Annotated in this window: 16 protein-coding genes and 1 rRNA gene; 13 read left to right on the top strand and 4 right to left on the bottom strand. The window is 69.9% G+C overall.

The genetic code is table 11. From position 1 onward, the window contains the following. Positions 1–134 precede the first annotated feature (134 nt). The 8 genes from rrf to AC5P1B_RS04365 all read left to right on the top strand — a co-directional run bounded on the left by rrf (position 135) and on the right by AC5P1B_RS04365 (position 10,267). Positions 135–251: ribosomal RNA gene (rrf, locus tag AC5P1B_RS04400) — 5S ribosomal RNA — on the top strand. Positions 252–576: 325 nt separating this feature from the next. Continuing rightward, entirely contained in the window at positions 577–1,734 is a 1,158-nt protein-coding gene (gene mtnA / locus AC5P1B_RS04395; RefSeq protein WP_493884830.1) for an S-methyl-5-thioribose-1-phosphate isomerase, read from the top strand. Then, positions 1,731–2,408, top strand: coding sequence for a two-component system response regulator MtrA (mtrA, locus tag AC5P1B_RS04390; RefSeq protein WP_493884829.1), 678 nt, complete (start codon positions 1,731–1,733; stop codon positions 2,406–2,408). The genes mtnA and mtrA overlap by 4 nt, the downstream gene beginning before the upstream one ends. Before the next feature lies 1 nt (position 2,409). Beyond that, complete coding sequence (gene mtrB, locus AC5P1B_RS04385; protein ID WP_493884828.1) at positions 2,410–4,842, top strand: MtrAB system histidine kinase MtrB; 2,433 nt, start codon at positions 2,410–2,412, stop codon at positions 4,840–4,842. Beyond that, positions 4,832–6,667, top strand: a complete 1,836-nt coding sequence (locus AC5P1B_RS04380) for an LpqB family beta-propeller domain-containing protein (protein WP_493884827.1) — start codon at positions 4,832–4,834, stop codon at positions 6,665–6,667. The genes mtrB and AC5P1B_RS04380 overlap by 11 nt, the downstream gene beginning before the upstream one ends. A 495-nt stretch (positions 6,668–7,162) precedes the next feature. Next, the gene (locus AC5P1B_RS04375) at positions 7,163–8,224 is read left to right on the top strand and encodes a ComF family protein (protein WP_493884826.1); all 1,062 of its coding nucleotides are present in this window, start codon (positions 7,163–7,165) and stop codon (positions 8,222–8,224) included. Between the two features lie 322 nt (positions 8,225–8,546). Then, the gene (gene hpf / locus AC5P1B_RS04370) at positions 8,547–9,236 is read left to right on the top strand and encodes a ribosome hibernation-promoting factor, HPF/YfiA family (RefSeq protein WP_493884825.1); all 690 of its coding nucleotides are present in this window, start codon (positions 8,547–8,549) and stop codon (positions 9,234–9,236) included. Positions 9,237–9,529: 293 nt separating this feature from the next. After that, the gene (locus AC5P1B_RS04365) at positions 9,530–10,267 is read left to right on the top strand and encodes a response regulator (protein ID WP_493884824.1); all 738 of its coding nucleotides are present in this window, start codon (positions 9,530–9,532) and stop codon (positions 10,265–10,267) included. 111 nt (positions 10,268–10,378) lie between these two features. Here AC5P1B_RS04365 and AC5P1B_RS04360 read toward each other — a convergent pair whose 3' ends face one another. Both AC5P1B_RS04360 and AC5P1B_RS04355 read right to left on the bottom strand, forming a co-directional pair. Beyond that, positions 10,379–11,566, bottom strand: coding sequence for a winged helix-turn-helix domain-containing protein (locus AC5P1B_RS04360; RefSeq protein WP_493884823.1), 1,188 nt, complete (start codon positions 11,564–11,566; stop codon positions 10,379–10,381). A gap of 335 nt (positions 11,567–11,901) precedes the next feature. Beyond that, positions 11,902–12,495, bottom strand: a complete 594-nt coding sequence (locus AC5P1B_RS04355) for a GNAT family N-acetyltransferase (protein WP_493884822.1) — start codon at positions 12,493–12,495, stop codon at positions 11,902–11,904. A gap of 327 nt (positions 12,496–12,822) precedes the next feature. Between AC5P1B_RS04355 and secA the strand changes: the two genes are divergently transcribed. After that, complete coding sequence (secA, locus tag AC5P1B_RS04350) at positions 12,823–15,672, top strand: preprotein translocase subunit SecA (RefSeq protein WP_493884821.1); 2,850 nt, start codon at positions 12,823–12,825, stop codon at positions 15,670–15,672. 200 nt (positions 15,673–15,872) lie between these two features. Here the strand turns inward: secA and AC5P1B_RS04345 are convergent, their stop codons facing one another. Continuing rightward, complete coding sequence (locus AC5P1B_RS04345; RefSeq protein WP_493884820.1) at positions 15,873–16,427, bottom strand: Rv3235 family protein; 555 nt, start codon at positions 16,425–16,427, stop codon at positions 15,873–15,875. 286 nt (positions 16,428–16,713) lie between these two features. Between AC5P1B_RS04345 and AC5P1B_RS04340 the strand changes: the two genes are divergently transcribed. From AC5P1B_RS04340 to AC5P1B_RS04330, 3 genes are all read left to right on the top strand, one after another. After that, positions 16,714–17,220: a DUF6912 family protein gene (locus AC5P1B_RS04340; RefSeq protein ID WP_493884819.1), complete on the top strand. Its 507-nt coding sequence runs from the start codon at positions 16,714–16,716 to the stop codon at positions 17,218–17,220. A gap of 275 nt (positions 17,221–17,495) precedes the next feature. Continuing rightward, positions 17,496–18,158: an HAD family hydrolase gene (locus tag AC5P1B_RS04335; RefSeq protein WP_493884818.1), complete on the top strand. Its 663-nt coding sequence runs from the start codon at positions 17,496–17,498 to the stop codon at positions 18,156–18,158. A gap of 106 nt (positions 18,159–18,264) precedes the next feature. Next, on the top strand, positions 18,265–19,176 hold the full coding sequence (locus AC5P1B_RS04330) for a MaoC family dehydratase (protein ID WP_493884817.1): 912 nt from the start codon (positions 18,265–18,267) through the stop codon (positions 19,174–19,176). Positions 19,177–19,242: 66 nt separating this feature from the next. Here AC5P1B_RS04330 and AC5P1B_RS04325 read toward each other — a convergent pair whose 3' ends face one another. Continuing rightward, positions 19,243–19,809, bottom strand: coding sequence for a DJ-1/PfpI family protein (locus AC5P1B_RS04325; RefSeq protein ID WP_493884816.1), 567 nt, complete (start codon positions 19,807–19,809; stop codon positions 19,243–19,245). A gap of 492 nt (positions 19,810–20,301) precedes the next feature. Between AC5P1B_RS04325 and AC5P1B_RS04320 the strand changes: the two genes are divergently transcribed. Further along, a complete protein-coding gene (locus tag AC5P1B_RS04320; RefSeq protein WP_493884815.1) occupies positions 20,302–25,614 on the top strand; it encodes an NAD-glutamate dehydrogenase in 5,313 nt (1,770 codons plus the stop codon). Positions 25,615–25,685: the final 71 nt, after the last annotated feature.

Raw genomic sequence — 25,685 nt, 5'->3', positions numbered from 1 at the left:
GGAAGGCGGGTAACCGCTGGAGTTGACTGGTACTAATAGGCCGAGGGCTTGTCCTCAGTTGCTCGCGTCCACTGTGTTAGTTCTGAAGTAACGAACGGCCGTGTTGTTTCCGGTGTTGGTTAACTTCATAGTGTTTCGGTGGTCATAGCGTTAGGGAAACGCCCGGTTACATTTCGAACCCGGAAGCTAAGCCTTTCAGCGCCGATGGTACTGCAGGGGGGACCCTGTGGGAGAGTAGGACGCCGCCGAACAATCATTGCAAAAGCCCTGTCGGGCAGCCCCTTTCGGGGTCCCCGACAGGGCTTTCTTGCGTTCACCACTCCTCCTGCGTTTACCGCTCCTTGTCTCTGCGGCTGGTTTCTGCGCGGCTTCTTGGCTCGTCTCAGCCAGGGAGCTCAGTCAATGAGTGGAATGAGTGGGTGGGTTTTCGGCCGCCTGAGACCGTGCGGGTGCTGCGGACGGCGGCCTCAGTGACAGCGGTTGTCGGACTTGGTGGCGTGTGGTTTCGGGCGCCTTCTTGGGTCTGCGTTGTGCTTGGTCTTCAATAGTCAGTGCGGTACGGGGCAGACTGGACGAATGGCTGATCAGTACGCGGAATCCCCGGACGGTATAACCCCTGAGGGCCCGGCCCCGTTGCGGTGGGAGGAACCCCCAGAAGGACCTGTGCTGGTGCTCCTCGACCAGCGCCGGTTGCCGGCCGAGGAAGTGGAGTTGGTGTGTACGGATGTGCCCGCGCTGGTCGAGGCGATTCGTACGCTCGCGGTGCGGGGCGCTCCTGTCCTCGGGATCGCCGGTGCTTACGGGATCGCGCTCGCCGCGGCCCGGGGCTATGACGTAGACGATGCCGCTGAGCTGCTGGCGTACGCGCGTCCGACGGCCGTCAACCTCGGGCACGGAGTGCGTCGGGCCGTAGCCGCCTATCACGAGGCGAGCAGGAGCGGCGCGAGTCCCCAGCGGGCGGCTGCGGTGACGCTTGCCGAGGCACGAGCCTTGCACCGGGAGGACGCGGAAGCCAGCGCGCGGATGGCCGGTCACGGACTGACGCTGCTTGAGGAACTGCTACCTGGCGGTGGCTACCGCATCCTGACGCACTGCAACACCGGCGCACTGGTCTCCGGTGGCGCCGGCACAGCCCTGGCCGTGGTGGGTGCGGCACACGAGGCTGGGCAGCTGCGGCGGCTGTGGGTGGACGAGACCCGGCCGCTGCTCCAGGGGGCCCGGCTGACGGCGTACGAGGCGGCGCGCGCGGGCATGCCGTACACCCTGCTGGCGGACAACGCGGCAGGTTCGCTGTTCGCCGCGGGTGAGGTGGACGCCGTGCTGATCGGCACGGACCGGATAGCCGCCGACGGCTCCGTGGCGAACAAGGTCGGCAGCTATCCGCTCGCCGTGCTGGCGCGATACCACCACGTGCCGTTCATCGTTGTCGCGCCGACGACCACGGTGGATCTGACGACACCCGACGGCGCTGCGATCGAGGTGGAGCAACGACCCGCACATGAGGTGACAGAAATCACTCTTCCGCGTGTTTCGGTAGGGGGAAGGGAACCGACGGTCACTGTCGCCATGGCGCCCCTTGGCGCACAGGCCTACAACCCGGCCTTCGACGTCACCCCACCCGACCTTGTGACGGCTATTGTCACGGAGGGCGGCGCGGTTTCGCCCATAACGGCAGCGGGTCTCGCTGAGCTGTGCACGAGGTCACGATCGGGTAATGGGATGATGTCGACATGAAGGGACGCGTCCTTGTCGTCGACGACGACACCGCACTGGCAGAGATGCTTGGCATCGTGCTGCGCGGCGAAGGCTTTGAACCGTCGTTCGTTTCCGATGGGGACAAGGCACTCGCTGCTTTTCGCGAGACCAAGCCAGATCTGGTGCTGCTCGATTTGATGCTGCCCGGACGGGATGGCATCGAAGTATGCCGACTGATCCGGGCTGAGTCCGGGGTGCCGATCGTGATGCTGACGGCCAAGAGCGACACCGTAGACGTGGTGGTCGGTCTTGAGTCCGGAGCGGACGATTACATCGTCAAGCCGTTCAAGCCAAAGGAGTTGGTCGCGCGGATAAGGGCGCGATTGCGGCGTTCCGAGGACCCGGTGCCCGAGCAGTTGACCATCGGGGATCTGATCATCGACGTGGCTGGGCACTCGGTGAAGCGCGAGGGGCAGTCCATCGCTCTGACGCCGCTGGAGTTCGACTTGCTGGTCGCGCTCGCCCGTAAGCCGTGGCAGGTGTTCACCCGTGAGGTGCTGCTGGAGCAGGTTTGGGGCTACCGGCACGCCGCGGACACGCGGCTGGTGAATGTGCACGTCCAGCGGCTGCGGTCGAAGGTGGAGAAGGACCCCGAGCGGCCGGAGATCGTCGTGACCGTACGCGGGGTGGGTTACAAGGCCGGGCCTGGCTGACATGTCTGAGAACGGTGCTGCTCCGGAGGCCACGGGGCTGGGGGACTCCCCTGCGGGGAGTTCAACGGAGAGCCGTGGCGCGGGGCGGCCCGTGGATGCCGGCGGCGACATATCGCTGTTCGGGCGTATCTGGCGGGGCGGCCACCTGCTGCCCGATGGTGCGTCGGGCGCGCCGGTGCACCCGGTGCTCCGGCTGTTCGTGCGCTGGGTCCGGCGTCCGCTGCTGCCCGCCGCACGGCTGTGGCGCCGCAACATTCAGCTGCGGGTCGTCGCGAGCACTCTGCTGATGTCCCTCGGCGTGGTGCTTCTCCTTGGGGTCGTCGTCATCGGGCAGGTCCGCAACGGTCTGCTCGACGCCAAGCGGCACGCTGCGCAGAGCCAGGCGGTCGGCGGGTTCAACGTGGCCGACGACATGGCCGAGGCCGGTAGTGACTCCCGCGCCGATGACGGGGCGGGAAGCGCCCGCGGAAACCGCGACGCCGGTGCCTGGCTGACCGCCCTGGTGCAGCAGCTCGCGAGCGGCGGCCAGGGCGTGTACTCGGTGGTGGCACTGAGCTCGGACGCCGACGGTGAGCCGTTCGTCAGCACGCGTGGGCCGCGTGCCTCGGGCGACATCCGCCCTGAGGAGAGCGTCGCCAGCGACCTGCGCCAGCGTGTGGACCAGGGCACGGGCCCGTACGAGCAGTACACGAGCATCGTGCACAACGGGTCCTCCGAGGAGGAGCCCGCGCTGGTGATCGGCAAGCGGCTCAACGACATCAACGGCGACGCGTACCAGCTCTACTACCTCTTCCCGTACACGCAGGAAGAGAAGACGCTGAGCCTGGTCAAGGGCACGCTCGCGACGGCTGGGGTGTTCGTCGTGGTGCTGCTCGGCGCCATCGCCTGGCTGGTGGTGCGGCAGGTCGTCACGCCCGTACGGATGGCCGCGGGGATTTCCGAGCGGCTCGCCGCTGGGCGGCTCCAGGAGCGGATGAAGGTCACCGGGGAAGACGACATCGCACGCCTCGGGGAGGCGTTCAACAAGATGGCGCACAACCTCCAGGTCAAAATCCAGCAGATGGAGGACCTGTCGAGGATGCAGCGCCGGTTCGTCTCGGATGTGTCGCATGAGCTGCGTACTCCGCTCACGACCGTGCGGATGGCGGCCGACCTGATCTATGAGGCGCGGGACGACTTCGACCCGGCGACGGCTCGCTCGGCGGAGCTGCTCGCAGGTCAGCTGGACCGCTTCGAGTCGCTGCTCGCCGACCTGCTGGAGATCAGCCGGTTCGACGCGGGCGCGGCCGCGCTGGAAGCGGAACCGATCGACCTGCGTGACGTGGTCAACCGGGTGGTCGAAGGCGCCGAGCCGCTGGCGGAGCGCAAGGGGACCCGGATCATCATTCGCGGCGCCTCGCGGCCAGTGATCGCCGAGGCTGACGCCAGGCGGGTCGAGCGGGTGCTGCGGAACCTCGTCGTCAACGCGGTCGAGCACGGCGAGGGCCACGACGTGGTGGTGCGGCTCGCCGCGAAGAGGGGCGCGGTCGCCGTCGCGGTCCGTGACTACGGTGTCGGCCTGAAACCAGGCGAGGCGACGCGTGTGTTCAACCGCTTCTGGCGGGCGGACCCGGCGCGGGCCCGCACCACCGGTGGCACCGGCCTCGGCCTGTCCATCGCCGAGGAGGACGCCCGGCTGCACGGAGGCTGGCTTCAGGCGTGGGGAGAGCCCGGTGGCGGCTCCCAGTTCCGGTTGACCCTGCCGAGTACGTCGGGCGACGCGCTGCGTGGCTCGCCGATACCGCTGGAGCCCGAGGACTCGCGGCGCAAGCGGGCGCAGCGCAAGGCGAAGGCGGCGCGGGCCGGTGCGGCTGGCGGTTCCGGTTCGGGTTCTGGTTCTGGCTCATCGTCGAGTTCGAGCGTTGGTGTGACGGGGGCTGGTGCGGCTGGTGGTGCTGGGGCCAGCCGGATCACGGGGGAGGTACGCGGCGCAGGCGGTTCGGGCGGCGGGGAAGACGCGGGTGGTGTGGGCGGTGCCAGTGCCAGTCGGACGTCGGCACGTATCGCATCGGTGGTCGCCCCGGCACGGCGCGAGCACCCGCCCACCGTCGATCCCACGGCGCTGCCGGGCAGCGGCGCCCGCGTCGTGCAACGCGCCGATACGCCCGAGGGCGGCGGAGGCCGGTACGGCGGCGTCGGTCGTGGTGGTGAGGGCGTTCAGGATGGCGCTGGTGACGCTGGTCGCGATGCGAGTGATGGCCACGACGCGGATGAGGCTGCCGATGTGCAGGTCAGTGCGGAGGCGGACGAGGGCGCCGAGCTGGGTGTGAGTGGGGAGCGCAATGGTGCGGGTGGTGGTGGGGAGCGGGTTGATGAGGGCGTGGAGAATGCCGACCGGAGCGAGGAGTCCGGCGTGACCGAGACCGATCGAGAGGGCCGTGCCCGTGGGCGCTGACCATGACAGCCTCCGCCGCCGACCGCTGACCCTGGGGCTGTCCGCCCTGCTGACCTGCGGCGCGCTGCTGCTGTCCGGATGCGCGTCGATGCCGGACAGCGGCGACGTACGCCAGGTCGGGTCGTCGCCGCGCGCTGACGTGGATTCGCAGGTCCGGGTGTACGGAGTGCGCCCGGTCACCGGGGAGCAGCCGACGGAGCTCGTGCTCGGCTTCCTGGAGGCGACCACGAGCGATGAGGCCAACTTCGACACGGCGCGCCAGTACCTCACGAAGACCGCGAGCGATGAGTGGAATCCGTTCGCCGAGACCACGGTGCTCTCCGATGCGCCCAAGGTGCGGGTGGAGAGCGGCGCCGACCGGGGCGACAACGGCTATGACATCGTGCTGTCCGGCAGACAGCTCGCCACGGTGGACGCCAATCACGCGTACGCACCTGACGAGAAGCCGTACGAACGGCGGCTGCACGTGGCGAAGTCCGGGTCGGAGTGGCGGATCGACTTCCTCCCCGCGGGACTGGTGCTCGGGCAGTCCGACTTCCAGCGCATCTACCGCTCCGTGAACAAGTACTTCTTCGCCGAGCTGGGCCCGGACGGCCAGAAGTCGGCGGTGGGCAAGGACGTCCTGGTCGCCGACCCGGTGTATCTGCGTCGGCGGATAGACGCCGTCACCGCGACGGTCAAGGCCCTGCTCGCCGGTCCGACAAGCTGGATCGACCCGGTGGTCCGCACGTCGTTCCCCAGCGGTACGCAGCTGGACGGCGAGCATCTGTCGCTCGATGACTCCAACGGGCTGCGCATCCGGCTGACCAATGCCGCTTCCGGCGTCGATCAGCTGCGCTGCCACGAGATGGCGGCCCAGGTGCTGTTCACCGTGCAGGACCTGGCACCTTCGAAGATCAGCAGCGTGACACTGGACCGGTCCAGTGGCTCTGAGCTGTGCGGTCTGAACAGGGAGCAGGCTGAGGGGTATGCGCCGGACCGCATCAACGGTGACGCTGACAACCAGTACTTCATCGACGCCGACCACCGGATGGTCCAGCTCGACGACACCGGCGATCAGCCGGAGGGCGTCCCCGGCCCGTTCGGCGAAGCGGGGGCCCAGCTCGGCTCCGTAGCCGTGGCACGGGATGAGCGGACTGGGGCGGGAGTGTCGCGTGATGGGCGTGAGCTGTACGTGGCGGACCTGAAGCCCGGTGTGGAGCGTGGCGAAGCGAAGCTGCGCAGTGCTACGGGGGGCGAGAAGGGCGGCCTCACCGCGCCCAGCTGGGACGGGCTGGGCGACTTGTGGGTGGCCGACCGGAGTCTTAAGAAGCCTCGGTTGTTGCGGGTGCCTGGTGGTAACGGCGAGCCGGAAGAGGTTCAGATTCCCGGGCTGGACGGCGGGCGGATCACCGCCTTGCGGGTGGCCGCGGACAGCACACGGATCGTGATGCTGATCGAGCGGGACGGGCATACGACCCTGTGGCTCGGACGGCTTGAGCGGATGGGGAAGTCGGGGCGACCGGAACTGTCGGTGCAGGGGTTGCGTTCCCTCGCTCCGCAGTTGGCGGACGTTGACGCCGTCGCGTGGGCCGGTGGCAGCCGTCTGGTGGTGGCGGGGACCGAGTCGGGCGGTGTGCAGGAGCTGCGGTACATGGAGACGGACGGTTCGCCCGGTAACAGCCCGACGCTGCCTGGCCCGGGCAAGGTCAAGCAGCTGGCCGCCTCGGAGAACGAGAACCGGCCGTTGGTCGCCGAGGCCACGGACGGGATTGTCAGGCTGCCGCCGGACGCCAACTGGAAGACGGTGGTCAAGGAGGGCACGGCGCCGGTCTATCCCGGGTAGCTGGGACGGGGCGGGCTGGGGAGCCGGTCTTCGGCCTGGCTGACCTGGGGCCGGGGCCGGTCTGGTGGGCTGGGAGCTGGGAATCGGGAGCTGGGCTGGCCGGGTGTGGCGTGGTCGGGCTCTGGCGGTTGGCGGAGCCGACTCCGCAGCCCCATGGGCGCGCATAGGCCCCTAGTAGGCCCTGGAGCCCCCTGAGCGCTCAGCGGCACCTTCTGCACCTTCCGGGTCCTACGGCCTCGCCGCCGGGTCTCAGCGTGGCCTCTACAGCCGGGGTGGGGCCTTCGCGGCTTGCTCTCGGTTGCTCGCTTGCTCCGGCTTTCTCTTGCTGATGGCCGCTGTGCGGCCATCGCTGCGCGGCGGAGCGCGCGGGGCTTTTGGATTGCCCCTCTCCACGCTGACCTGCGGACTCTACGGGCGCGAGGCTCCGTTGGAGGCAATGGCCGAGCGTTATCCACAGGGGTGGCGGGCTCGGATGCGTGGCGGGACAGTGGAGGCATGAGGGGATGGTGGCGGGAGGTCGTCGGCCTGGTGTTGCCGGTCGACTGTGCGGGGTGCGGTTCACCCCGGACGGTGCTGTGTGCCAGGTGCCACGCGGCGCTGCTCGGCGCTGGGGTGCGTCGCGTACGACCGAGCCCGGCGCCGGTGGGGTTGCCCGCTGTGTATGCGGCGTCGGCGTACGCGGGCGAGCCGAGAGCGGTGCTGCTGTCCCACAAGGAGCGCGGGTCGCTCCGCCTCGCTGAGCCGTTGGGAGCGGCGTTGGCCCATGCGGTGCGGTCGCTGGTGGAAGGGCGGGGCGGTGTGCTGCGGCGGGGGGCAGCGGTGGCGGCAGCGCCTGGCGTCGGCGGTGTGGGTGGGCGCGGAGGCACGGAGAGCGGTGGTGGGGTGGTTGAGGTGCCACGACGGGGTGTGTGGGCACGTGGGGGCGTAGGCGGCGAGGCGCGGGAGCTTTCGGGTGCGGAGGGTGGCGCTGGTGCGGGAGTGGGGCGGACAGGCGCGCGGGAGATGGTGGGGGCCGGGATTGAGCCAGGTGTGGCGCGGTGTGGCGGTGGGCCGCTGCTGCTTGTGCCGGTGCCCTCGGCGCGGCGGGTCGTGGCCGCACGAGGGCATGATCCGACGCGCCGCATCGCGCTCGCGGCGGCGCGGGCTCTCCGTGGTGAGGGCATCTCCGCGCGGGTGGCGCCGGTGTTGCGGCAGCGGCGTGTGGTGTCCGATCAGGCGGGTCTCGGGGCGGCTGACCGGCTGGCGAACCTCGCGGGGGCGTTGCGGGTCGCGGGTGGTGGCGGGCGGCTGCTGGCGCGCGGCTCCGTGGTGCTGGTGGACGACCTCATGACCACGGGCGCGTCGCTGGCGGAGGCGGCACGAGCGGTGCGAGCGGCGACTGGCGGCGGTGGCGGGGTGCGTCGCGACCATCGAACAGCGGGCGCCCAAGGCAGTGATCGACGAACGCGCCATCGAGGCGGGGGTGCAGGGCCAGGCGGGTGTCAGGTCAGGGAGTGTGTTGTCGGGGCCGCTGTGGTCGCTGCGTCGTCTAGCGCCTATGCCGTGAACCGGAACTGAGAGGGAGGTCGCGTCGTTGCAGGTAGTAACGATGGAAAAGCGCCTGAACGGAGGTACGTACCGGTAGGGGGTGCCGAGTTCAGGCCAAGCGAGCTATGTTCGGTTGTGAGGAATGGCATGCGCTATGACTCATTTATCCGCTTGGTGCGCTTCCTGCTTTTCCGAGTTCTGGAAACGTGAAGCCAACGGGGTGCAAAGCCCCGATGGCGGGGGAGGAGGAGGTGAAAGCCGCCGAGTCGGGGGTTCTGGAGATCTCCGGAACCCAGTGCGAAACGGATGCGCTTCGGATTTGCAACGGAGCGATCCGGGAACGGAGTTCTGCGTGGACATCGTCGTGAAGGGCCGCAAGACAGAGGTGCCCGAGCGGTTCCGCAAGCACGTGGCCGAGAAGCTGAAGCTGGAGAAGATCCAGAAGCTCGACGGCAAGGTCATCAGCCTCGACGTCGAGGTGTCCAAGGAACACAACCCGCGTCAGGCCGACCGTTCCGATCGGGTGGAGATCACACTCCGCTCCCGGGGGCCGGTGATCCGGGCCGAGGCCGCCGCCGCCGACCCGTATGCGGCGCTTGACCTGGCTACGGGCAAGCTCGAAGCACGACTGCGCAAGCAGCACGACAAGCGCCACACACGCCGTGGCAACGGCCGCATTCCGGCGAGTGATGTCGCCGGAGCCGTGCCGGACGCGGCGCCGATCAACGGCACGGCGCGCACGACCGACGTCAAGCCGGAGGACAGCGTGCCCACCACGCGTATGGGTCCTCTCGAAGTGCGCGGTGAAGGCCCGCTGGTGGTTCGCGAGAAGACGCACGCCGCAGCGCCCATGACGCTCGACCAGGCTCTCTACGAGATGGAGTTGGTCGGTCACGACTTCTACCTGTTCGTCGACAGCGAGACCAACCACCCGAGTGTCGTCTACCGGCGGCACGGCTACGACTACGGCGTCATCCACCTCAAGACCGAGGCATTCGTCGGCGAGGAGCCCGGCGGTGCCGGGGGTGCGCTCGGCGGCTGACCCGGAGCTGCTGACCGCAGCCGACGCGGTACCGGGCCCCAGAAGTGACCAGAACAGACCAGAAGTGATGGGAGAGGCGCGGTAAGGGCCGTGTCTCGTACGACGCCGTAGGTAGTGCCCCGCGAGGGCCGCGCGCGCCCTCCGGGGCACTACCGTGCAGCTAGTGGGAGCACCGACGCACCGCTCGGGCATGGAATCATGGCTGAGCGGTCAATCGGCGCTCGGTGGGGACTGGTTGGCACGCGGAGCTAGGTGCAACCGCAAGAGGCCATGGCCTTCATGGGGGAGGAACGATGGCGGACAGCTTCGGGCCCGTGCCCGACGGTGTCGACGGTGTCGGTGTTGGTAGGGACAGGGGAGAGTCACGCAAGGAGCCGATCCGGGTCCTCGTGGTGGACGATCACGCCCTGTTCCGTCGGGGGCTGGAGATCGTCCTCGCACAGGAGGAGGACATCCAGGTCGTCGGTGAGGCCGGAGATGGTGCGGAGGCCGTGGACAAGGCGGCGGATCTGCTGCCTGACATCGTGCTGATGGACGTGAGAATGCCCAAGCGCGGTGGGATCGAGGCGTGCACCTCCATCAAGGAGGTGGCCCCCAGTGCCAAGATCATCATGTTGACGATCAGCGACGAAGAGGCGGATCTCTACGACGCGATCAAGGCTGGGGCGACCGGCTATCTGCTGAAGGAGATCTCCACCGACGAGGTGGCGACCGCGATCAGGGCCGTCGCCGATGGGCAGTCCCAGATCAGCCCGTCGATGGCGTCGAAGCTGCTGACCGAGTTCAAGTCGATGATTCAGCGCACCGACGAGCGGCGGCTGGTGCCCGCGCCCCGGCTCACCGATCGCGAGCTGGAAGTGCTCAAGCTCGTCGCCACCGGCATGAACAACCGGGACATCGCCAAAGAGCTGTTCATCAGTGAGAACACCGTGAAGAACCACGTCCGCAACATCCTGGAGAAGCTCCAGCTCCACTCGCGGATGGAAGCAGTGGTGTACGCGATGCGGGAGAAGATCCTCGAAATCAGGTGAGCGCGGGCCCAGGCCCGGGGGACCCGCTTCCGCCGCCCTGGCACCTTCGGCCGCGCCCGTGCGGCTGCGGCGGCCCCTGTTCGGCTTCGGCGGCGCCCCGGAGGGTGCTCCTCAGGCCAGGGCCGCTGCGAGGTCGGCGGCGAGCTCCGGAGGATCGACGCGTTCGACCCGGACCGTGTCGCAGCCCACCCACCCGGCGGCCTCGCGCAGCGCCCGCGCCATTGGGGCGACGGCCTTGGGGCTCAGCAGCGACAGCTGCCGTGCGACGAGCGTCGTCCCCTCGCGGGCCGGGTCCACGCGGCCGACGAGTCGGCCGCCCGCCAGCAGCGGCATCGCGAAATAGCCGTGTATCCGCCGGGGCTTGGGCACGTACGCCTCAAGCCGGTGGGTGAAGCCGAAGATCCGCTCGGTGCGCGGCCGGTCCCAGATGAGGGAGTCGAACGGGGAAAGCAGCGTCGTGCGGTGCCGCTCCCGGTTGGCTGAGGACTCCGCCGCCAGCGCCTGGGGGTCCGCCCACGCGGGCTTGTCCCAGCCCTCGACCTCGACAGGCGTCAGGCCGGTGTCCGCTATCACGGCGTCCACCTGGTCTTTCCTGAGCCGGTGGTAGTCGGCGAGGTCGGCCCGGGTGGCCACGCCCATCGCCGTGCCCGCCTGCGCGACGAGGCGGCGCAGGCACTCCGCTTCCGCCAGGTCGTCATGCAGCAGAGCATCGGGGATGGCGCGCTCCGCGAGGTCGTAGACCCGCTTCCAGCTGCGCCGCTCGGTGCAGACCACCTCGCCGTACATCAGGGCTCGCTCGACGGCGATCTTCGCCTCCGACCAGTCCCACCACGGCCCCCCGTTCTTCGCGCCGCCCAGCTCCGTCGCGGTCATCGGCCCCTCGTCGCGCAGCTGCTTGATGACGCGGTCGTACGCGCCGTCAGTCAGCTCGTGGTGCCACTGCGGGCGGGCGCGGTAGGCCCGGCGCCGGAACGCGAAGTGCGGCCACTCCTCGACCGGGAGGATGCACGCCGCATGCGACCAGTACTCGAAGCTGTGCGTCTCCGTCCAGTACGCCGCCTCGACGGCCGGGCGGCCCACCGCGCCGAGACGGGCGTACGGCACGAGCTCGTGCGAGCGGGCCAGCACCGAGATCGTGTCCAGCTGCACCGCGCCGAGCGACCGCAGCACTCCACGCACCCCCGCTCGCCTGTCCGGCGCGCCCAGCAGCCCTTGGGCGCGCAGCGCGATGCGCCGGGCCTCGTCGGCGGACAAGGTGACCCCGGGCCCGACACGGGGCGCTGACATGGCAGTTGTCATGCGGGACACAGTAAACGGCGGCACTGACATTCAGCCTTGGTGCTGGACCTCCGGGCCTCCGCGACCTTCGGGCCTCAGCGATCTCCCGGCCTCAGCGATCCGCAGGACCTCCGCGACCCTCGGAGCAGCGCGGGGTGTCTCGGGTCCGGCTCCCGGGCCGGGGCCCGGTCCCTTCGGCACGGCTGTACCGATGCCCGGCACGTCCGGCACGTCCGGCACGTCCGGCACGTCCGGCGCGCTCCCGTCCGAGCTGCGGCCACGCTGATCGCGCTCCTAGTGCTGCTCGTGGTGCCGGTGGTGCTGGTGGTGCGCGGCGGCCCCGGCGGTGCGTGGCGTCAGGAGGTGATCGCGGCCGGGACGTACGGCGTGGGCGTGGCCAGGCCGAGGTCGGTGGGGAGCAGCGAGCCGATCCAGGCGTCGCGTCGCGTGCCCTGGTACGGGATGCGGGCGCGCAGCGTCCCCTCCATGTGGAAGCCGACGGAGCGGGCGACGGCCCGGGAGCCCTCGTTGCCGACCTCGGCGTACCACTCCATGCGCTCCACGCCCAGCTCCCCGAACCCCCAGCCGGTGACGCGCCGGGCGGCTTCGGCCGTGTAGCCGTGGCCGCGTTGTTCCTTCGCCGTCCAGTAACCGAGTTCGGCCTGCCGCTCCGGGGCGCGCAGGTATTCGAGGCGTACCAGGGCCATGGCTCCCACGAGCACGCCCTCGTCGCGGGTGACCACGGCGAAGTTGTACGTCGTGTCGTCCCGCCAGCCGTCCGGGCAGATCTGCCCGACGAAACCCAGTGCGTGATCACGTGTGTACGGGTAGGGGACGTTCGTCCAGCGCGGAATGTCCGGGTCCTGGCAGGCGGCGAGCACGGCGTCGGCGTCCGACAGCTCGAACGGTCGCAGCACGAGACGCGGAGTGGTGAGAGTGACGGGCTCCATGGCCCGAGTGTGAGCGGTCGTTCCGTTTGAGGCCAGGGTTTTCTGTGGTGACACCATCTGTCCGGTGTACGGTCCAGGGCGGCGGAACGCACGGCGTCAACGGCTTCACACGCGGAGCCGGAGCGTCTTTCGGGTGCCTTCTGGGGCACCTTCGGGGCGTCTCGGGCGTTGACACAGAGGGTGACAGCGGGCCTTCGTACTGACGGACCTCCCAGGGTGGCCGGGTCCTGACTTACGATGGCCGCTGCGGCGGGCCCTGCGGCCCTTGATAATGCCGCGCTAGCGCACCCAACCGTGCCAGGCCCGACCGGCAAGGAGCCAGCCTACGTGTCCGTCCTCAACAAGCTCATGCGTGCAGGCGAAGGCAAGATCCTGCGCAAGCTGCACCGCATCGCGGACCAGGTCAATTCCATCGAAGAGGAGATCCAAAGCCTCTCCGACGCCGAGCTGCGCGCCCTCACGGACGAGTACAAGGAGCGGTACGCCGACGGCGAGACGCTGGACGACCTCATGGCCGAGGCGTTCGCGACGGTCCGTGAAGCGGCCAGGCGTGTCCTCGGTCAGCGTCATTACGACGTACAGATCATGGGCGGTGCGGCGCTGCACCTCGGTTACGTCGCCGAGATGAAGACCGGTGAGGGAAAGACCCTGGTCGGCACGCTGCCCGCTTACCTCAACGCACTGTCCGGCAAGGGCGTCCACCTGATCACGGTGAACGATTACCTGGCCGAGCGCGACTCCGAGATGATGGGCCGGGTGCACAAGTTCCTCGGCCTCCGGGTCGGCTGCATCATCGCGAACATGACGCCCGCGCAGCGTCGCGAGCAGTACGCCTGTGACATCACTTACGGCACGAACAACGAGTTCGGTTTCGACTACCTGCGCGACAACATGGCGTGGTCGAAGGACGAGCTGGTACAGCGCGGGCACAACTTCGCGATCGTCGACGAGGTCGACTCGATCCTCGTCGATGAGGCGCGCACGCCGCTGATCATCTCCGGCCCGGCCGACCAGGCGACCAAGTGGTACGGCGACTTCGCCAAGCTGGTGACCCGGCTGACCAGGGGCGAGGCGGCCAACCTGGCCAAGCGGGACGAGGACGGCAATCCGCAGCAGGAGACCGGCGACTACGAGGTCGACGAGAAGAAGCGGACCGTCGCCATCCATGAGTCCGGTGTCACCAAGGTCGAGAACTGGCTGGGCATCGACAACCTCTACGAGTCGGTCAACACGCCGCTCGTCGGTTATCTGAACAACGCCATCAAGGCGAAGGAACTGTTCAAGAAGGACAAGGACTACGTCGTCATTGACGGCGAGGTCATGATCGTTGACGAGCACACCGGCCGTATCCTCGCCGGCCGCCGCTACAACGAGGGCATGCACCAGGCGATCGAGGCGAAGGAAGGGGTGGACATCAAGGACGAGAACCAGACGCTCGCCACGATCACCCTGCAGAACTTCTTCCGCCTCTACGGCACGCTCTCCGGAATGACCGGTACGGCGATGACCGAGGCCGCCGAGTTCCACCAGATCTACAAGCTCGGCGTCGTCCCGATCCCGACGAACCGCCCGATGATCCGGGTGGACCAGGCCGACCTGATCTACCGCACCGAGCCCGCGAAGTTCGACGCGGTCGTCGAGGACATCGCCGAGAAGCACAAGAAGGGCCAGCCGGTCCTCGTCGGCACCACCTCGGTTGAGAAGTCCGAGTACCTGTCGCAGCAGCTGAGCAAGCGCGGCGTGCCGCACGAGGTGCTGAACGCCAAGCAGCACGACCGGGAGGCGACGATCGTCGCCCAGGCCGGGCGCAAGGGTTCCGTGACCGTCGCGACGAACATGGCCGGCCGTGGCACCGACATCCAGCTCGGTGGCAACCCGGAGGACCTCGCCGAGGCGGAGCTGCGCCAGAAGGGTCTCGACCCCGTCGAGCACGTCGAGGAGTGGGCCGCCGCGCTGCCCGCCGCGCTGGAGCGTGCGAAGGCCGCGGTGAAGGCGGAGCACGACGAGGTCACCGATCTCGGCGGGCTCTACGTTCTGGGCACCGAGCGCCACGAGTCGCGACGCATCGACAACCAGCTCCGAGGCCGTTCCGGCCGTCAGGGCGACCCGGGCGAGTCCCGCTTCTACCTGTCGCTCGGCGACGACCTGATGCGGCTCTTCAAGGCGCAGATGGTCGAGCGCGTGATGGCCATGGCCAACGTGCCCGACGACGTGCCGATCGAGAACAAGATGGTCACCCGCGCCATCGCCTCCGCCCAGTCGCAGGTCGAGCAGCAGAACTTCGAGACGCGTAAGAACGTCCTGAAGTACGACGAGGTCCTGAACCGGCAGCGCGAGGTCATCTACGGTGAGCGCCGCCGCGTCCTGGAGGGCGAGGACCTGCACGAGCAGGTGCGGCACTTCATGGACGACACGATCGACGCCTACGTCCAGGCCGAGACCGTCGAGGGCTTCGCCGAGGACTGGGACCTGGACCGGCTGTGGAGCGCCTTCAAGCAGCTCTACCCGGTGAAGGTCACCATCGAGGAGCTTGAGGAGGCGACGGGCGACCGGGCGGGGATCACCGCTGAGTTCATCGCCGAGTCCGTCAGGGACGACATCCACGAGCAGTACGAGGCGCGCGAGAAGCAGCTCGGCTCGGACATCATGCGGGAGCTGGAGCGCCGCGTGGTGCTGTCCGTCCTGGACCGCAAGTGGCGTGAGCACCTGTACGAGATGGACTACCTCCAGGAGGGCATCGGCCTGCGGGCGATGGCCCAGAAGGACCCGCTCGTGGAGTACCAGCGCGAGGGCTACGACATGTTCACCGCGATGATGGACGGCATCAAGGAGGAGTCCGTCGGCTACCTGTTCAACCTGGAGGTCCAGGTTGAGGAGCAGGTCGAGGAGGTCCCGGTGGCGGACGAGGCCAGGCCCTCGCTGGACAAGGGCGAGCGGGAAGCCGTTCCCGCGGGCGCCCGGCCCGAGATCCACGCCAAGGGCCTCGACGCCCCGCAGCGCCCGGACCGGCTGCACTTCTCCGCGCCCACGGTGGACGGTGAAGGCGGCGTCATCGAAGGTGACTTCGCCAACGACGACGGGACCGATGGGGCCGCCACCGCCACTGCCGCGACAGGCGGCACGACCCGCGCCGAGCGCCGCAAGGCGAGCAAGGGCGGCCGTCGCCGCAAGAAGTAGACCCGCTCCGGCTGTCCCCTGATCATCAGGGGTCGCCGACGAGCCGACGGCCGGGGCCCGGCACCCACAGCGGTGCCGGGCCCCGGCCGTTGTGCGTGGCCCCGGCCCAGCCCCCGGCCTCCGGGGCCTGGCCGCCGTGTGAGCGGCGCGCACGGCATCGCGTACGGGGGACGGGAGCGGGGTGCGTCGCGTACGGGCGGCTATGCGGGTGTCCCCGGTCCCAGCTCGACAGCGGCGCAGCGCCAGCGCTGGTCCGCGCCGAGTTCGAGCCGGAAGGCCAGCGCCCGCAGCCGGTCGCCGGTCGCGATGCGCGCGAACGCCTCGATGATCCACGGCTCCGGCCTGAACTCATCGCAGTGGCGTACGACAGGAAGCCGGGCCCTGCCGGGCCCGCTCCCGCTGCCGGCGCTTCCTCTGTGCGCGGCGCCCGCGCCGATTCCGCTGATGCGGGCGGCCGCGCTCGCACCGGTCGGGACGCGGGCGCTGGTGGGGCACAGCGTCGGGTGCGGGGCGAGCTGGGTCAGCTGGTCGTACGCGGGGCCCTGGGTGTGGCCGAGCATCCAGTGCACGGGCCGCTGGCCGCTGAGGGTGAGCAGCAGCCGGTTGGCGAACCAGTAGCGCGGCAGCCGCTCGCGGGCGTGCCGCCGCGCGGCCGGGTTCGGGTCGGCGCCGGGCCGCCGCTGGTCGCGCCGCCTGGGCGGGCCGGCTTGCCGTGGCACCCTGTGTCCGCTCGTCGCCGTATGGAGCCTGGTCATGTGCTGATCGCCCCCGCCGTCTCCACGCCCGGCTGGGATACCGGGCAGTAGCTTTCGTGGTGAGTCTTCTACCGGCCTGTTCAGCGCCCCGGCAAGGGCGTGCACCGGCCTGGGGAGCGGCCGGGCAACATCACCTATCCGGGTGACGAACGGCGTGACGCCGCACCTGGCGGCGGTGGCGGAAGAGCGGTGGTGCGGCACGTGGTGCCGCACCACCGCTACCCCGAAGGGGGACGAGCGCCCGTATGCTTGCCGCGTATTCGGAGCCTTCACGAAAGCGGCAACCATGCGCGTCTACGTCCCCCTGACCCTCCCCGGCCTCGCGGAGGCGCACAAGGCGGGCGAGTTGGGCCCGGCCCCTGTGGACGCCTACGCCGTGACTCCCGCGCTGCGCGAGTGGTACGTGTCCGACGACATCGAGGAACTGGAGTACGCGGCGCTCAACCGGGCCGCGGCGGCGTCGCTGCGCCGGATCGCCGCCGATCCCGCGGCTCCGCGCCGCCGGGTGGTCGTCGCCGTGGATGTGGCGGACGGCCAGGCCGTCGCCGACCCGGATCGCGGGCTGGACCCGTCGGCGCTGGGCGAGGTGCGGATCGCGACCGCCGTGCCGCTGGCCAAGGCCGCCGCCGTCCACGTGGACTCCCGCGACGCCGAGGCGGACGTCGCCGCCGCTGCCGCCGCGTTGGGGGCGGCGGACCTGGGTGACGACGACGCCCAGTTCACGGTGGACGGTGCCGAGGACCACGAACTGCTCTGGTACGCGACGCAGGAGATCGCCAACCTGATCGGCTGACCCGGGACCGGCGGGGCGCTCCCGGTCCGCAGGGCGTTCCAGCGTTCCGCGGGCGTTCCCGCGTTCCAAGGGCGTTCCCGGGTCCCGGGTTCGGAGGCCGTTCCTCGGACTTCGGGGGCCTTGGACCAGGTCTCCGAGGGCCGCCGGGCGTGCGCGTCGCTGGGGCCGTCGGCCGCCGGAAGTCCAGCGTCCGGCGGGGCTCGGCGCGACGGTGCGGCTGCGGTGGCCGTGGTGTCCCAGCACGGTTGTCGTAGCCGGTGGGTACCGTCTCGGGTATGGGGAAGCACGCGACGCACATCGTCTGGGACTGGAACGGCACGCTCTTTCACGATATCGACGCCGTGATCGCGGCCACGAACGCCGCTTTCGCCGAGATCGGCCTTGAGGCCATCACCCTCGACCGTTACCGCGAGTTGTACTGCGTGCCGGTCCCGAAGTTCTACGAGCGCCTGATGGGCCGCCTCCCGACGCAGGACGAGTGGGACCACATGGACGTGGTGTTCCAGCGCCAGTACGCCAGCAGGCACGCCGCCTGCGAGCTGGCCGCTGGTGCCGAGCTGCTGCTTGAGCGCTGGCAGGCGGCCGGCCGGACGCAGTCGATCCTGTCGTTGTTCGGGCATGAGGACCTGGTGCCCTTGGTGCGCGGCTTCGGCATAGAGCCGCGCTTCGTGCGGGTGCAGGGCCGGACAGGCCCCTCCGGGGGTGGCAAGGCGGAGCACATGGTCCGGCATCTCGCGGAGCTTGAGGGGGTCCAGGCGCGGCAGACCGTGGTGATCGGTGATGCCGTGGACGATGCTCTGGCGGCCCAGCACGCCGGAGCGCACGCCGTGCTCTACTCCGGGGGCTCGCACAGCCATGCCAGTCTGGCGGCGGCGGGTGTGCCGATCGCCGACACCCTCGCCGAGGCGGTCGAGCTGGCCGAGGCCCTGACTGGTTGACCGGGCAACGAAGTCGCCCTACTGTCCGGTAACACGGAAGTGGCGGAAGTGGCATGCGGGACCCTTGGGGGAAACGATGGGCGGGCTGGTTTCGGCACATGGCGAGGTGTCCACGGGGTCGGTCCTGACCTGGTCCCGGCAGTACACGCCGGAGGAGGTTCGCGCCTTCGACGCGATATCGGGCCGGACGCCGTCCGCCGACGCCGGTGTGCTGCCCGACCTGCTTGTCATAGCGCCGCTCACCAAGCTGGGCGGCGACTTGAACTACCTCGCCCGCAAGATGGTGTGGACGCATGCCAGGCCGGTGGCCCGCACGGAGCGGCTGACCGCCGAGCTGGAGGTCATACGGCTCGAAGAGGACGAGGGCTTTCACCGGATCGCCTTCGAGGCGCGGGTGCGCGCGGGGGACGAGTTGATCCTCAAGGGCGACAGCAAGGGCATCATCCTGCCCGGCGGCGACGGCGGCGACGGCAGTGGCAGCAGTGACGGCAGCAGTCGCAGCAGCGGCAGCGGTGATGGCGTGGGCGCCGCCGGCGCGCCCAGTGGCGTGGAGGGCGTGAGCGGCGCCCGGCCCGTGGTGCGACCGGCCGACCCCGTGCTGTCACCGGCCCTGCTGAAGTCCCTCACGCCGGGTGCCGTACTGCGGCGTACGCACACCATCACCAGCGACGACATCGCCCGCTGCGCCGACCTCACGGGCGACCGAGGCGCGCACCACACGCTCGGGCTCGGGGGACGCCAGGTGGCCCAGGGGCTGCTGACCGCGACGACGGCGCCGTTGCTGCGGGGCGACGGCGGCTTCCAGTACCAGTCGTCGTCCATCGTGTTTCTGCGGCCCGTCTACGCGGGCGAGGCAGTCGAGGCAGAGGTCCGGATCGTCCGGGTGGAGGCGACGGGGGCGGGGAACGCGCGGGACGCCGGGACCCGTGGGCGACTGCTGACGCTCGCGGCGACCGTGCGGAACGAGGCGGGCGAGGACGTCCTGGTGAGCGAGTGCACCGGCCGCCTGGTGCGGTGAGCGCGTCGCCGGGCGGGGCGCCGGCGGGGCCAGCGCGGGGCGCCGACGGGGGTCGGCGGGGGCGGGTCAGGTCGCCGGGGCCTTGGCGCGCAGCACCGTGAGGAACTCGCGCATCCAGCCCGAGTGGTCCGGCCAGGCGCGGGAGGAGACCAGCATGCCGTCGACGACGACCTCCGCGTCCTGGTAGGACGCCCCGGCGCTCTGCATATCGGGCTCCAGGGCCGGATAGGCGGTGACGCGCCTGCCGCTGAGCACGCCGACGGCGGCCGTCAGCAGCGGGCCGTGGCAGATCTGGGCGACCGGCTTGTCCGCGTCGAAGAACGCCTTGATGACCTTGCGCAGCTCGCTGTCGTTACGGAGGTACTCGGGGGCCCGGCCGCCCGGGATCACCAGGGCGGCGTACTGCCCCGCGTCGATTTCCGAGAACGCCAGGTCGGCCGGCCAGGTGTAGCCGGGCTTCTCGGTGTAGGTGTCGAAGCCGTCCTCGAAGTCGTGCACGACGAACCGCAACTGCTTGCGGGCCGGGGCCGCGATATGGACGTCGTACCCTTCTTCGCGTAGTCGCTGGAAGGGGTAGAGCACCTCCAGTGACTCGGCCGCGTCGCCCGTGACGATGAGGATCTTCGCCGCCATGCCGTCCTCCTCCGCGTAGGCGTCGCGCGGGGGTCAGCCCGCGTCGCGCCGGCTCTGGACTGTCCGTTTTGTTCACCGTGCACCGCGGATGCCGGTTTGCCAAGGGGGTAGGCCGTCTTCGGGCAGCTTCCGGCGCCCATTTCCCCACTGTCCACATCGTCAAACTTCTGAGCCTGGTTTTGTGCATATCCGGCTCATGACGGCGACCCCGTAAAGGGCGATAGCCTTACAGCGTGATCAGCGCGATATCCCATGAGGGCGACGCTGCCCTCTCCTCTGGCTTCCGCCAGGCGGGACCCCGGAGCCCGGAGCACCACAGTGCCCGGGCCGACGCTGACTTTCTCCGCCAGGGTCGTTGGCCGCACGTGGTCAAGACGCACCCGGCTATCGCTCATTCCGGCATACCGTCGACCCTGACCGGCGACCCCGCGTCCCGACGTCATGCCACCGTTATCGATGTCACGCAACGGCGCGCGACAGGAGTCAGAGGACATGCAGAACAAGCTGGACGAAGCCAAGGCCGAGCTGCTCGAACGAGCCGCCCGGGTCGCTGAGCACAGCCCTGCCGGGGCGCACCATCCGGTACAGGGCCTCGACCCGGAGACTCTTACCGCATACCTCCAGCGCTACTACCTGCACACGGCCCCCGAGGACCTCAATGGCCGCGACCCGGTGGATGTCTTCGGCGCCGCACTCTCGCACTACCGGCTCGCGCAGACGCGCCCGCAGGGAACCGCGAACGTCCGGGTGCACACCCCGACGATCGAGGAGAACGGCTGGACGTGCAGCCATTCGGTCGTTGAAGTCGTAACGGACGATATGCCGTTTCTGGTGGACTCTGTAACGAATGAGCTGTCTCGCCAGGGGCGTGGCATCCATGTCGTCATCCACCCGCAGATCGTGGTCCGCCGTGATGTGACCGGCAAGCTGCTGGAGGTGCTCGGCTCCCAGCAGGAGGCGCAGACCGGAGCGGGCGGCACCGCCGCCGGCCTTCCGCACGACGCCGTCACCGAGTCGTGGATTCACGTGGAGATCGACCGCGAGACCGACCGCGGCGACCTCAAGCAGATGACCACCGACCTGCTGCGGGTGCTCTCCGACGTACGCGAGGCCGTCGAGGACTGGACCAAGATGCGCGACGCGGCGCTGCGCATCGCCGACGAGCTGCCCGACGAGCCGACCGCCGACGACCTGCCCGAGCAGGAGGTGGAGGAGGCGCGAGAGCTGCTGCGCTGGCTCTCGGCCGACCACTTCACCTTCCTCGGCTACCGCGAGTACGAGCTGGTGGCCGCGACCGGCGAGGGCGGCGTCGAGGAGGACGTGCTCAACGCCATCCCCGGCACCGGCCTCGGCATCCTCCGCTCCGACCCGGCGCACCACGGCGACGGGAACCACGCGCGGCCCGGCCACGGCCGCGCCAGCTCCCCCTCCTTCAACCGGCTGCCCACCGACGCCCGCGCCAAGGCCCGTGAGCACAAGCTGCTCATCCTGACGAAGGCCAACAGCCGCGCGACCGTGCACCGGCCGTCCTACCTCGACTACGTGGGCGTGAAGAAGTTCGACGCCGACGGCAATGTCATCGGTGAGCGCCGCTTCCTCGGCCTGTTCTCGTCCGCCGCCTACACCGAGTCGGTGCGCCGGGTCCCCGTCGTCCGCCGCAAGGTCGCCGAGGTGCTGTCCGGCGCGGGCTTCACGCCGCACAGCCACGACGGCCGCGACCTGCTCCAGATCCTGGAGACCTACCCGCGCGACGAGCTGTTCCAGACCCCCGCCGACCAGCTGCGGTCCATCGCGACCTCCGTGCTCTACCTGCAAGAGCGCCGCAGGCTGCGGCTGTTCCTGCGGCAGGACGAGTACGGCCGCTACTACTCCGCCCTCGTCTACCTGCCGCGCGACCGCTACACCACCGGCGTGCGGCTGAGGCTGATCGACATCCTCAAGGAGGAGCTGGGCGGGATCAGCGTCGACTTCACGGCGTGGAACACCGAATCGGTACTCTCCCGGTTGCACTTCGTCGTCCGCGTCGAGCCGGGCGCGGCGCTGCCCGACCTCACCGACGCCGACGTCGACCGCATCGAGGCCCGCCTGGTGGAGGCCGCCCGCTCCTGGGCCGACGGCTTCGCCGAGGCACTGAGCGCCGAGCTCGGCGAGGAGCACGCCGCCGAGCTGCTGCGCCGCTACGGCAACGCCTTCCCCGAGGGATACAAGGCCGACCACACCCCCCGCAGCGCCGTGTCCGACCTCCAGCACCTGGAGCGGCTGACAGCGGCGGGCGGCGAGGGAGAGTTCGCGCTGAGCCTGTACGAGCCGGTGGGCGCGGCCCCCGGTGAGCGCCGGTTCAAGATCTACCGCAGCGGCGGCCAGGTCTCGCTGTCGGCCGTGCTCCCCGTGCTCCAGCGGCTCGGTGTCGAGGTCGTCGACGAGCGCCCGTACGAGCTGCGCTGCGCGGACCGGACCACCGCCTGGATCTACGACTTCGGGCTGCGGATGCCGGAGCGGGTCGAGGGCGACGACGCCCGCGAGCGGTTCCAGAACGCGTTCGCCGCGGTGTGGACCGGCCAGGCCGAGAACGACAAGTTCAACGAGCTGGTGCTCAGCGCCGGGCTCGACTGGCGGCAGGCGATGGTGCTGCGCGCGTACGCGAAGTACCTGCGGCAGGCCGGTTCGACCTTCAGCCAGGCGTACATGGAGGACACCCTCCGCAACAACGTGCACACCACCCGGCTGCTGGTGAACCTCTTCGAGGCGCGGATGTCACCGGAGCGGCAGCGCGCCGGGACCGAGCTGACCGATGCCCTGCTCGAAGAGCTGGACGCGGCGCTCGACCAGGTCGCGAGCCTCGACGAGGACCGCATCCTGCGCTCCTTCCTCACCGTCATCAAGGCGACGCTGCGGACGAATCACTTCCAGAGCGCCAGCGGTGGAAGCGACAGGGGAAGTCAGAGCGCCAGCGGTGGAAGCGACAGGGGAAGTCAGCGCGCAAGCGGTGGAAGCGAAAGGGGAAGTCAGCGCGCAAGCGGTGGAAGCCCGAAGGGGCTCGCGGCAGCGAGTGGAAGCCCGAAGGGTCTCGCGGCGGCGGGGAAGCGCGTCGGCGGCGAAGACGACGAGAAGAGCCGGCGCACCAGCGTGGCGGTCCAGGCGCGGCAGCGCGCCGCCGGGCGCAGCCCCGGCGGCGGCCAGCGCGTCGGCGCCGAAGGCAACGGGACGGGCCAGGACAGCGCGGGCCAGCCGCACGACTACCTGTCCATCAAGCTCGACCCGCAGGCCATCCCCGACCTGCCCGCGCCGCGCCCCGCGTACGAGGTGTGGGTGTACTCCCCGCGTGTGGAAGGCGTGCACCTGCGCTTCGGCAAGGTCGCCCGCGGCGGACTGCGCTGGTCCGACCGCCGTGAGGACTTCCGTACGGAGATCCTCGGCCTGGTCAAGGCGCAGATGGTGAAGAACACCGTCATCGTGCCGGTCGGTGCCAAGGGCGGCTTCGTCGGCAAGCGGCTGCCCGACCCGTCCGTGGACCGCGACGCGTGGCTGGCCGAGGGCATCGCCTGCTACAAGACCTTCATCTCCGGCCTGCTCGACATCACCGACAACCTCGTCGGCGGCCAGGTCGTCCACCCGGAGAGCGTCGTCCGGCACGACGAGGACGACACCTACCTCGTCGTCGCCGCGGACAAGGGCACCGCGACCTTCTCCGACATCGCCAACGAGGTCGCCGTCGCGTACGGCTACTGGCTGGGTGACGCCTTCGCCTCCGGTGGCTCCGCCGGTTACGACCACAAGGGCATGGGCATCACCGCCCGCGGCGCCTGGGAGTCCGTCAAGCGGCACTTCCGCGAGCTGGGCCACGACACCCAGACCGAGGACTTCTCGGTCGTCGGCGTCGGCGACATGTCCGGTGACGTCTTCGGCAACGGCATGCTGCTCAGCGAGCACATCCGGCTGATCGCCGCCTTCGACCACCGGCACATCTTCCTCGACCCGAACCCGGACGCGGCCGTCTCCTACGCGGAGCGCCGCAGGCTGTTCGAGCTGCCCCGCTCCTCGTGGGAGGACTACGACGCCTCGCTGCTCTCGCAGGGCGGCGGCATCCACTCGCGCAGCGCCAAGTCGATCGCGGTCAACGCGCAGGTGCGGGCGGCCCTCGGCATCGCGCCGGGTGTCACCAAGCTGACCCCGGCCGAGCTGATGAAGGCCATCCTCCAGGCGCCCGTCGACCTGCTGTGGAACGGCGGCATCGGCACGTATGTGAAGTCCGCCGCCGAGACGCACACGGACGTCGGCGACAAGGCGAACGACGCGATCCGCGTCGACGGCCGGGACCTGCGGGTCAAGGTCGTCGGCGAGGGCGGCAACCTGGGGCTCACCCAGCTCGGCCGCATCGAGTTCGCCACGTCCGGCGGCCCCCGCGACGAGGAGGGACAGGCCACCGGCGGGCGGATCAACACCGACGCGATCGACAACAGCGCGGGCGTGGACACCTCGGACCACGAGGTGAACATCAAGATCCTGCTCAACGCGGTGGTCGCCAATGGCGACATGACCGTCAAGCAGCGCAACAAGCTGCTCGCCGAGATGACCGACGAGGTCGGCGCGCTGGTACTGCGGAACAACTACGCGCAGAACACCGCGCTCGCCAACGCCATCGCCCAGGCGCCCAGCCTGCTCCACGCCCACCAGCGGTTCATGCGCCGCCTCTCCCGCGAGGGCCGCCTCGACCGGCAGCTGGAGTTCCTGCCGACCGACCGGCAGATCCGCGAACGGCTGTCTGCCGGGCGCGGCCTCAGCCAGCCGGAACTGGCCGTGATCCTCGCGTACATCAAGATCACGGTGGCGGACGAGCTGGTCTCCACAGGACTGCCCGACGACCCGTACCTCCAGCGCCTGCTGCACGCGTACTTCCCGCAGCCGCTGCGGGAACGGTTCGCTGACCAGATCGACGCGCACGCGCTGAGCCGCGAGATCATCACCACGGTCCTGGTCAACGACACCGTCAACACCGGCGGCTCGACCTTCCTGCACCGGATGCGGGAGGAGACCGGAGCGTCGACCGAGGAGGTCGTACGCGCGCAGACCGCGGCCCGCGAGATCTTCGGGCTCGCCGGGGTGTGGGACGAGGTCGAGGCCCTGGACAACGTGGTCGACGCCGCGGTCCAGACGCGCGTCCGGCTGCACTCCCGCCGCCTTGTCGAGCGCGGCACGCGCTGGCTGCTCAACAACCGGCCGCAGCCGTTGCAGCTCGCGGAGAACATCGACTTCTTCAGCGAGCGGGTCGCCACGGTCTGGACGGCGCTGCCGAAGCTGCTGCGCGGCGCGGACCTGGAGTGGTACCAGGGCATCAACAAGGAGCTGACCGCGGCCGGTGTGCCGGAGGAACTGGCGTCACGGGTGGCGAGCTTCTCGTCCGCCTTCCCGACGCTGGACATCGTCGCCATCGCCGACCGCGTCGGCAAGGACCCGCTCGCCGTCGCCGAGGTCTACTACGACCTCGGTGACCGGCTGCGGATCAGCCAGCTGATGGACCGCATCATCGAACTGCCGCGCGCCGACCGGTGGCAGTCGATGGCCCGCGCCTCCATCCGCGAGGACCTGTACGCGGCGCACGCCGCCCTCACCTCCGATGTCCTGTCGGTCGGCAACGGCGAGTCGACGCCGGAGGAGCGCTTCGCGGCGTGGGAGGAGAAGAACGCCGCGATCCTGGTCCGCGCCCGCACCACCCTGGAAGAGATCTACAGCTCGGACGCCTTCGACCTGGCGAACCTGTCGGTGGCCATGCGGACCATGCGGACGCTGCTGCGGTCGCACGCGTGAGGCGGCGACCGGACGGCTCACCAGCCGACCGCGTCACGGTGTGACGGCGCGGACGTGATCGTGTGAGTGCG

The sequence above is a fragment of the Streptomyces sp. A01 genome (genome assembly GCF_059026195.1).
The sequence above is the reverse complement of the archived record's forward strand: the minus strand, read 5'-3'. Positions and strand labels throughout refer to the sequence as shown.

What these genes read in the sequence shown, in the direction of transcription:
- mtnA (WP_493884830.1), top strand. Translation starts at nt 577, where the DNA reads ATGGCTGATCAGTACGCGGAATCCCCGGACGGTATAACCCCTGAGGGC.
- mtrA (WP_493884829.1), top strand. Translation starts at nt 1,731, where the DNA reads ATGAAGGGACGCGTCCTTGTCGTCGACGACGACACCGCACTGGCAGAG.
- mtrB (WP_493884828.1), top strand. Translation starts at nt 2,410, where the DNA reads ATGTCTGAGAACGGTGCTGCTCCGGAGGCCACGGGGCTGGGGGACTCC.
- AC5P1B_RS04375 (WP_493884826.1), top strand. Translation starts at nt 7,163, where the DNA reads ATGAGGGGATGGTGGCGGGAGGTCGTCGGCCTGGTGTTGCCGGTCGAC.
- AC5P1B_RS04365 (WP_493884824.1), top strand. Translation starts at nt 9,530, where the DNA reads ATGGCGGACAGCTTCGGGCCCGTGCCCGACGGTGTCGACGGTGTCGGT.
- AC5P1B_RS04360 (WP_493884823.1), bottom strand. Translation starts at nt 11,566, where the DNA reads ATGACAACTGCCATGTCAGCGCCCCGTGTCGGGCCCGGGGTCACCTTG.
- AC5P1B_RS04355 (WP_493884822.1), bottom strand. Translation starts at nt 12,495, where the DNA reads ATGGAGCCCGTCACTCTCACCACTCCGCGTCTCGTGCTGCGACCGTTC.
- AC5P1B_RS04345 (WP_493884820.1), bottom strand. Translation starts at nt 16,427, where the DNA reads ATGACCAGGCTCCATACGGCGACGAGCGGACACAGGGTGCCACGGCAA.
- AC5P1B_RS04340 (WP_493884819.1), top strand. Translation starts at nt 16,714, where the DNA reads ATGCGCGTCTACGTCCCCCTGACCCTCCCCGGCCTCGCGGAGGCGCAC.
- AC5P1B_RS04335 (WP_493884818.1), top strand. Translation starts at nt 17,496, where the DNA reads ATGGGGAAGCACGCGACGCACATCGTCTGGGACTGGAACGGCACGCTC.
- AC5P1B_RS04325 (WP_493884816.1), bottom strand. Translation starts at nt 19,809, where the DNA reads ATGGCGGCGAAGATCCTCATCGTCACGGGCGACGCGGCCGAGTCACTG.
- AC5P1B_RS04320 (WP_493884815.1), top strand. Translation starts at nt 20,302, where the DNA reads ATGCAGAACAAGCTGGACGAAGCCAAGGCCGAGCTGCTCGAACGAGCC.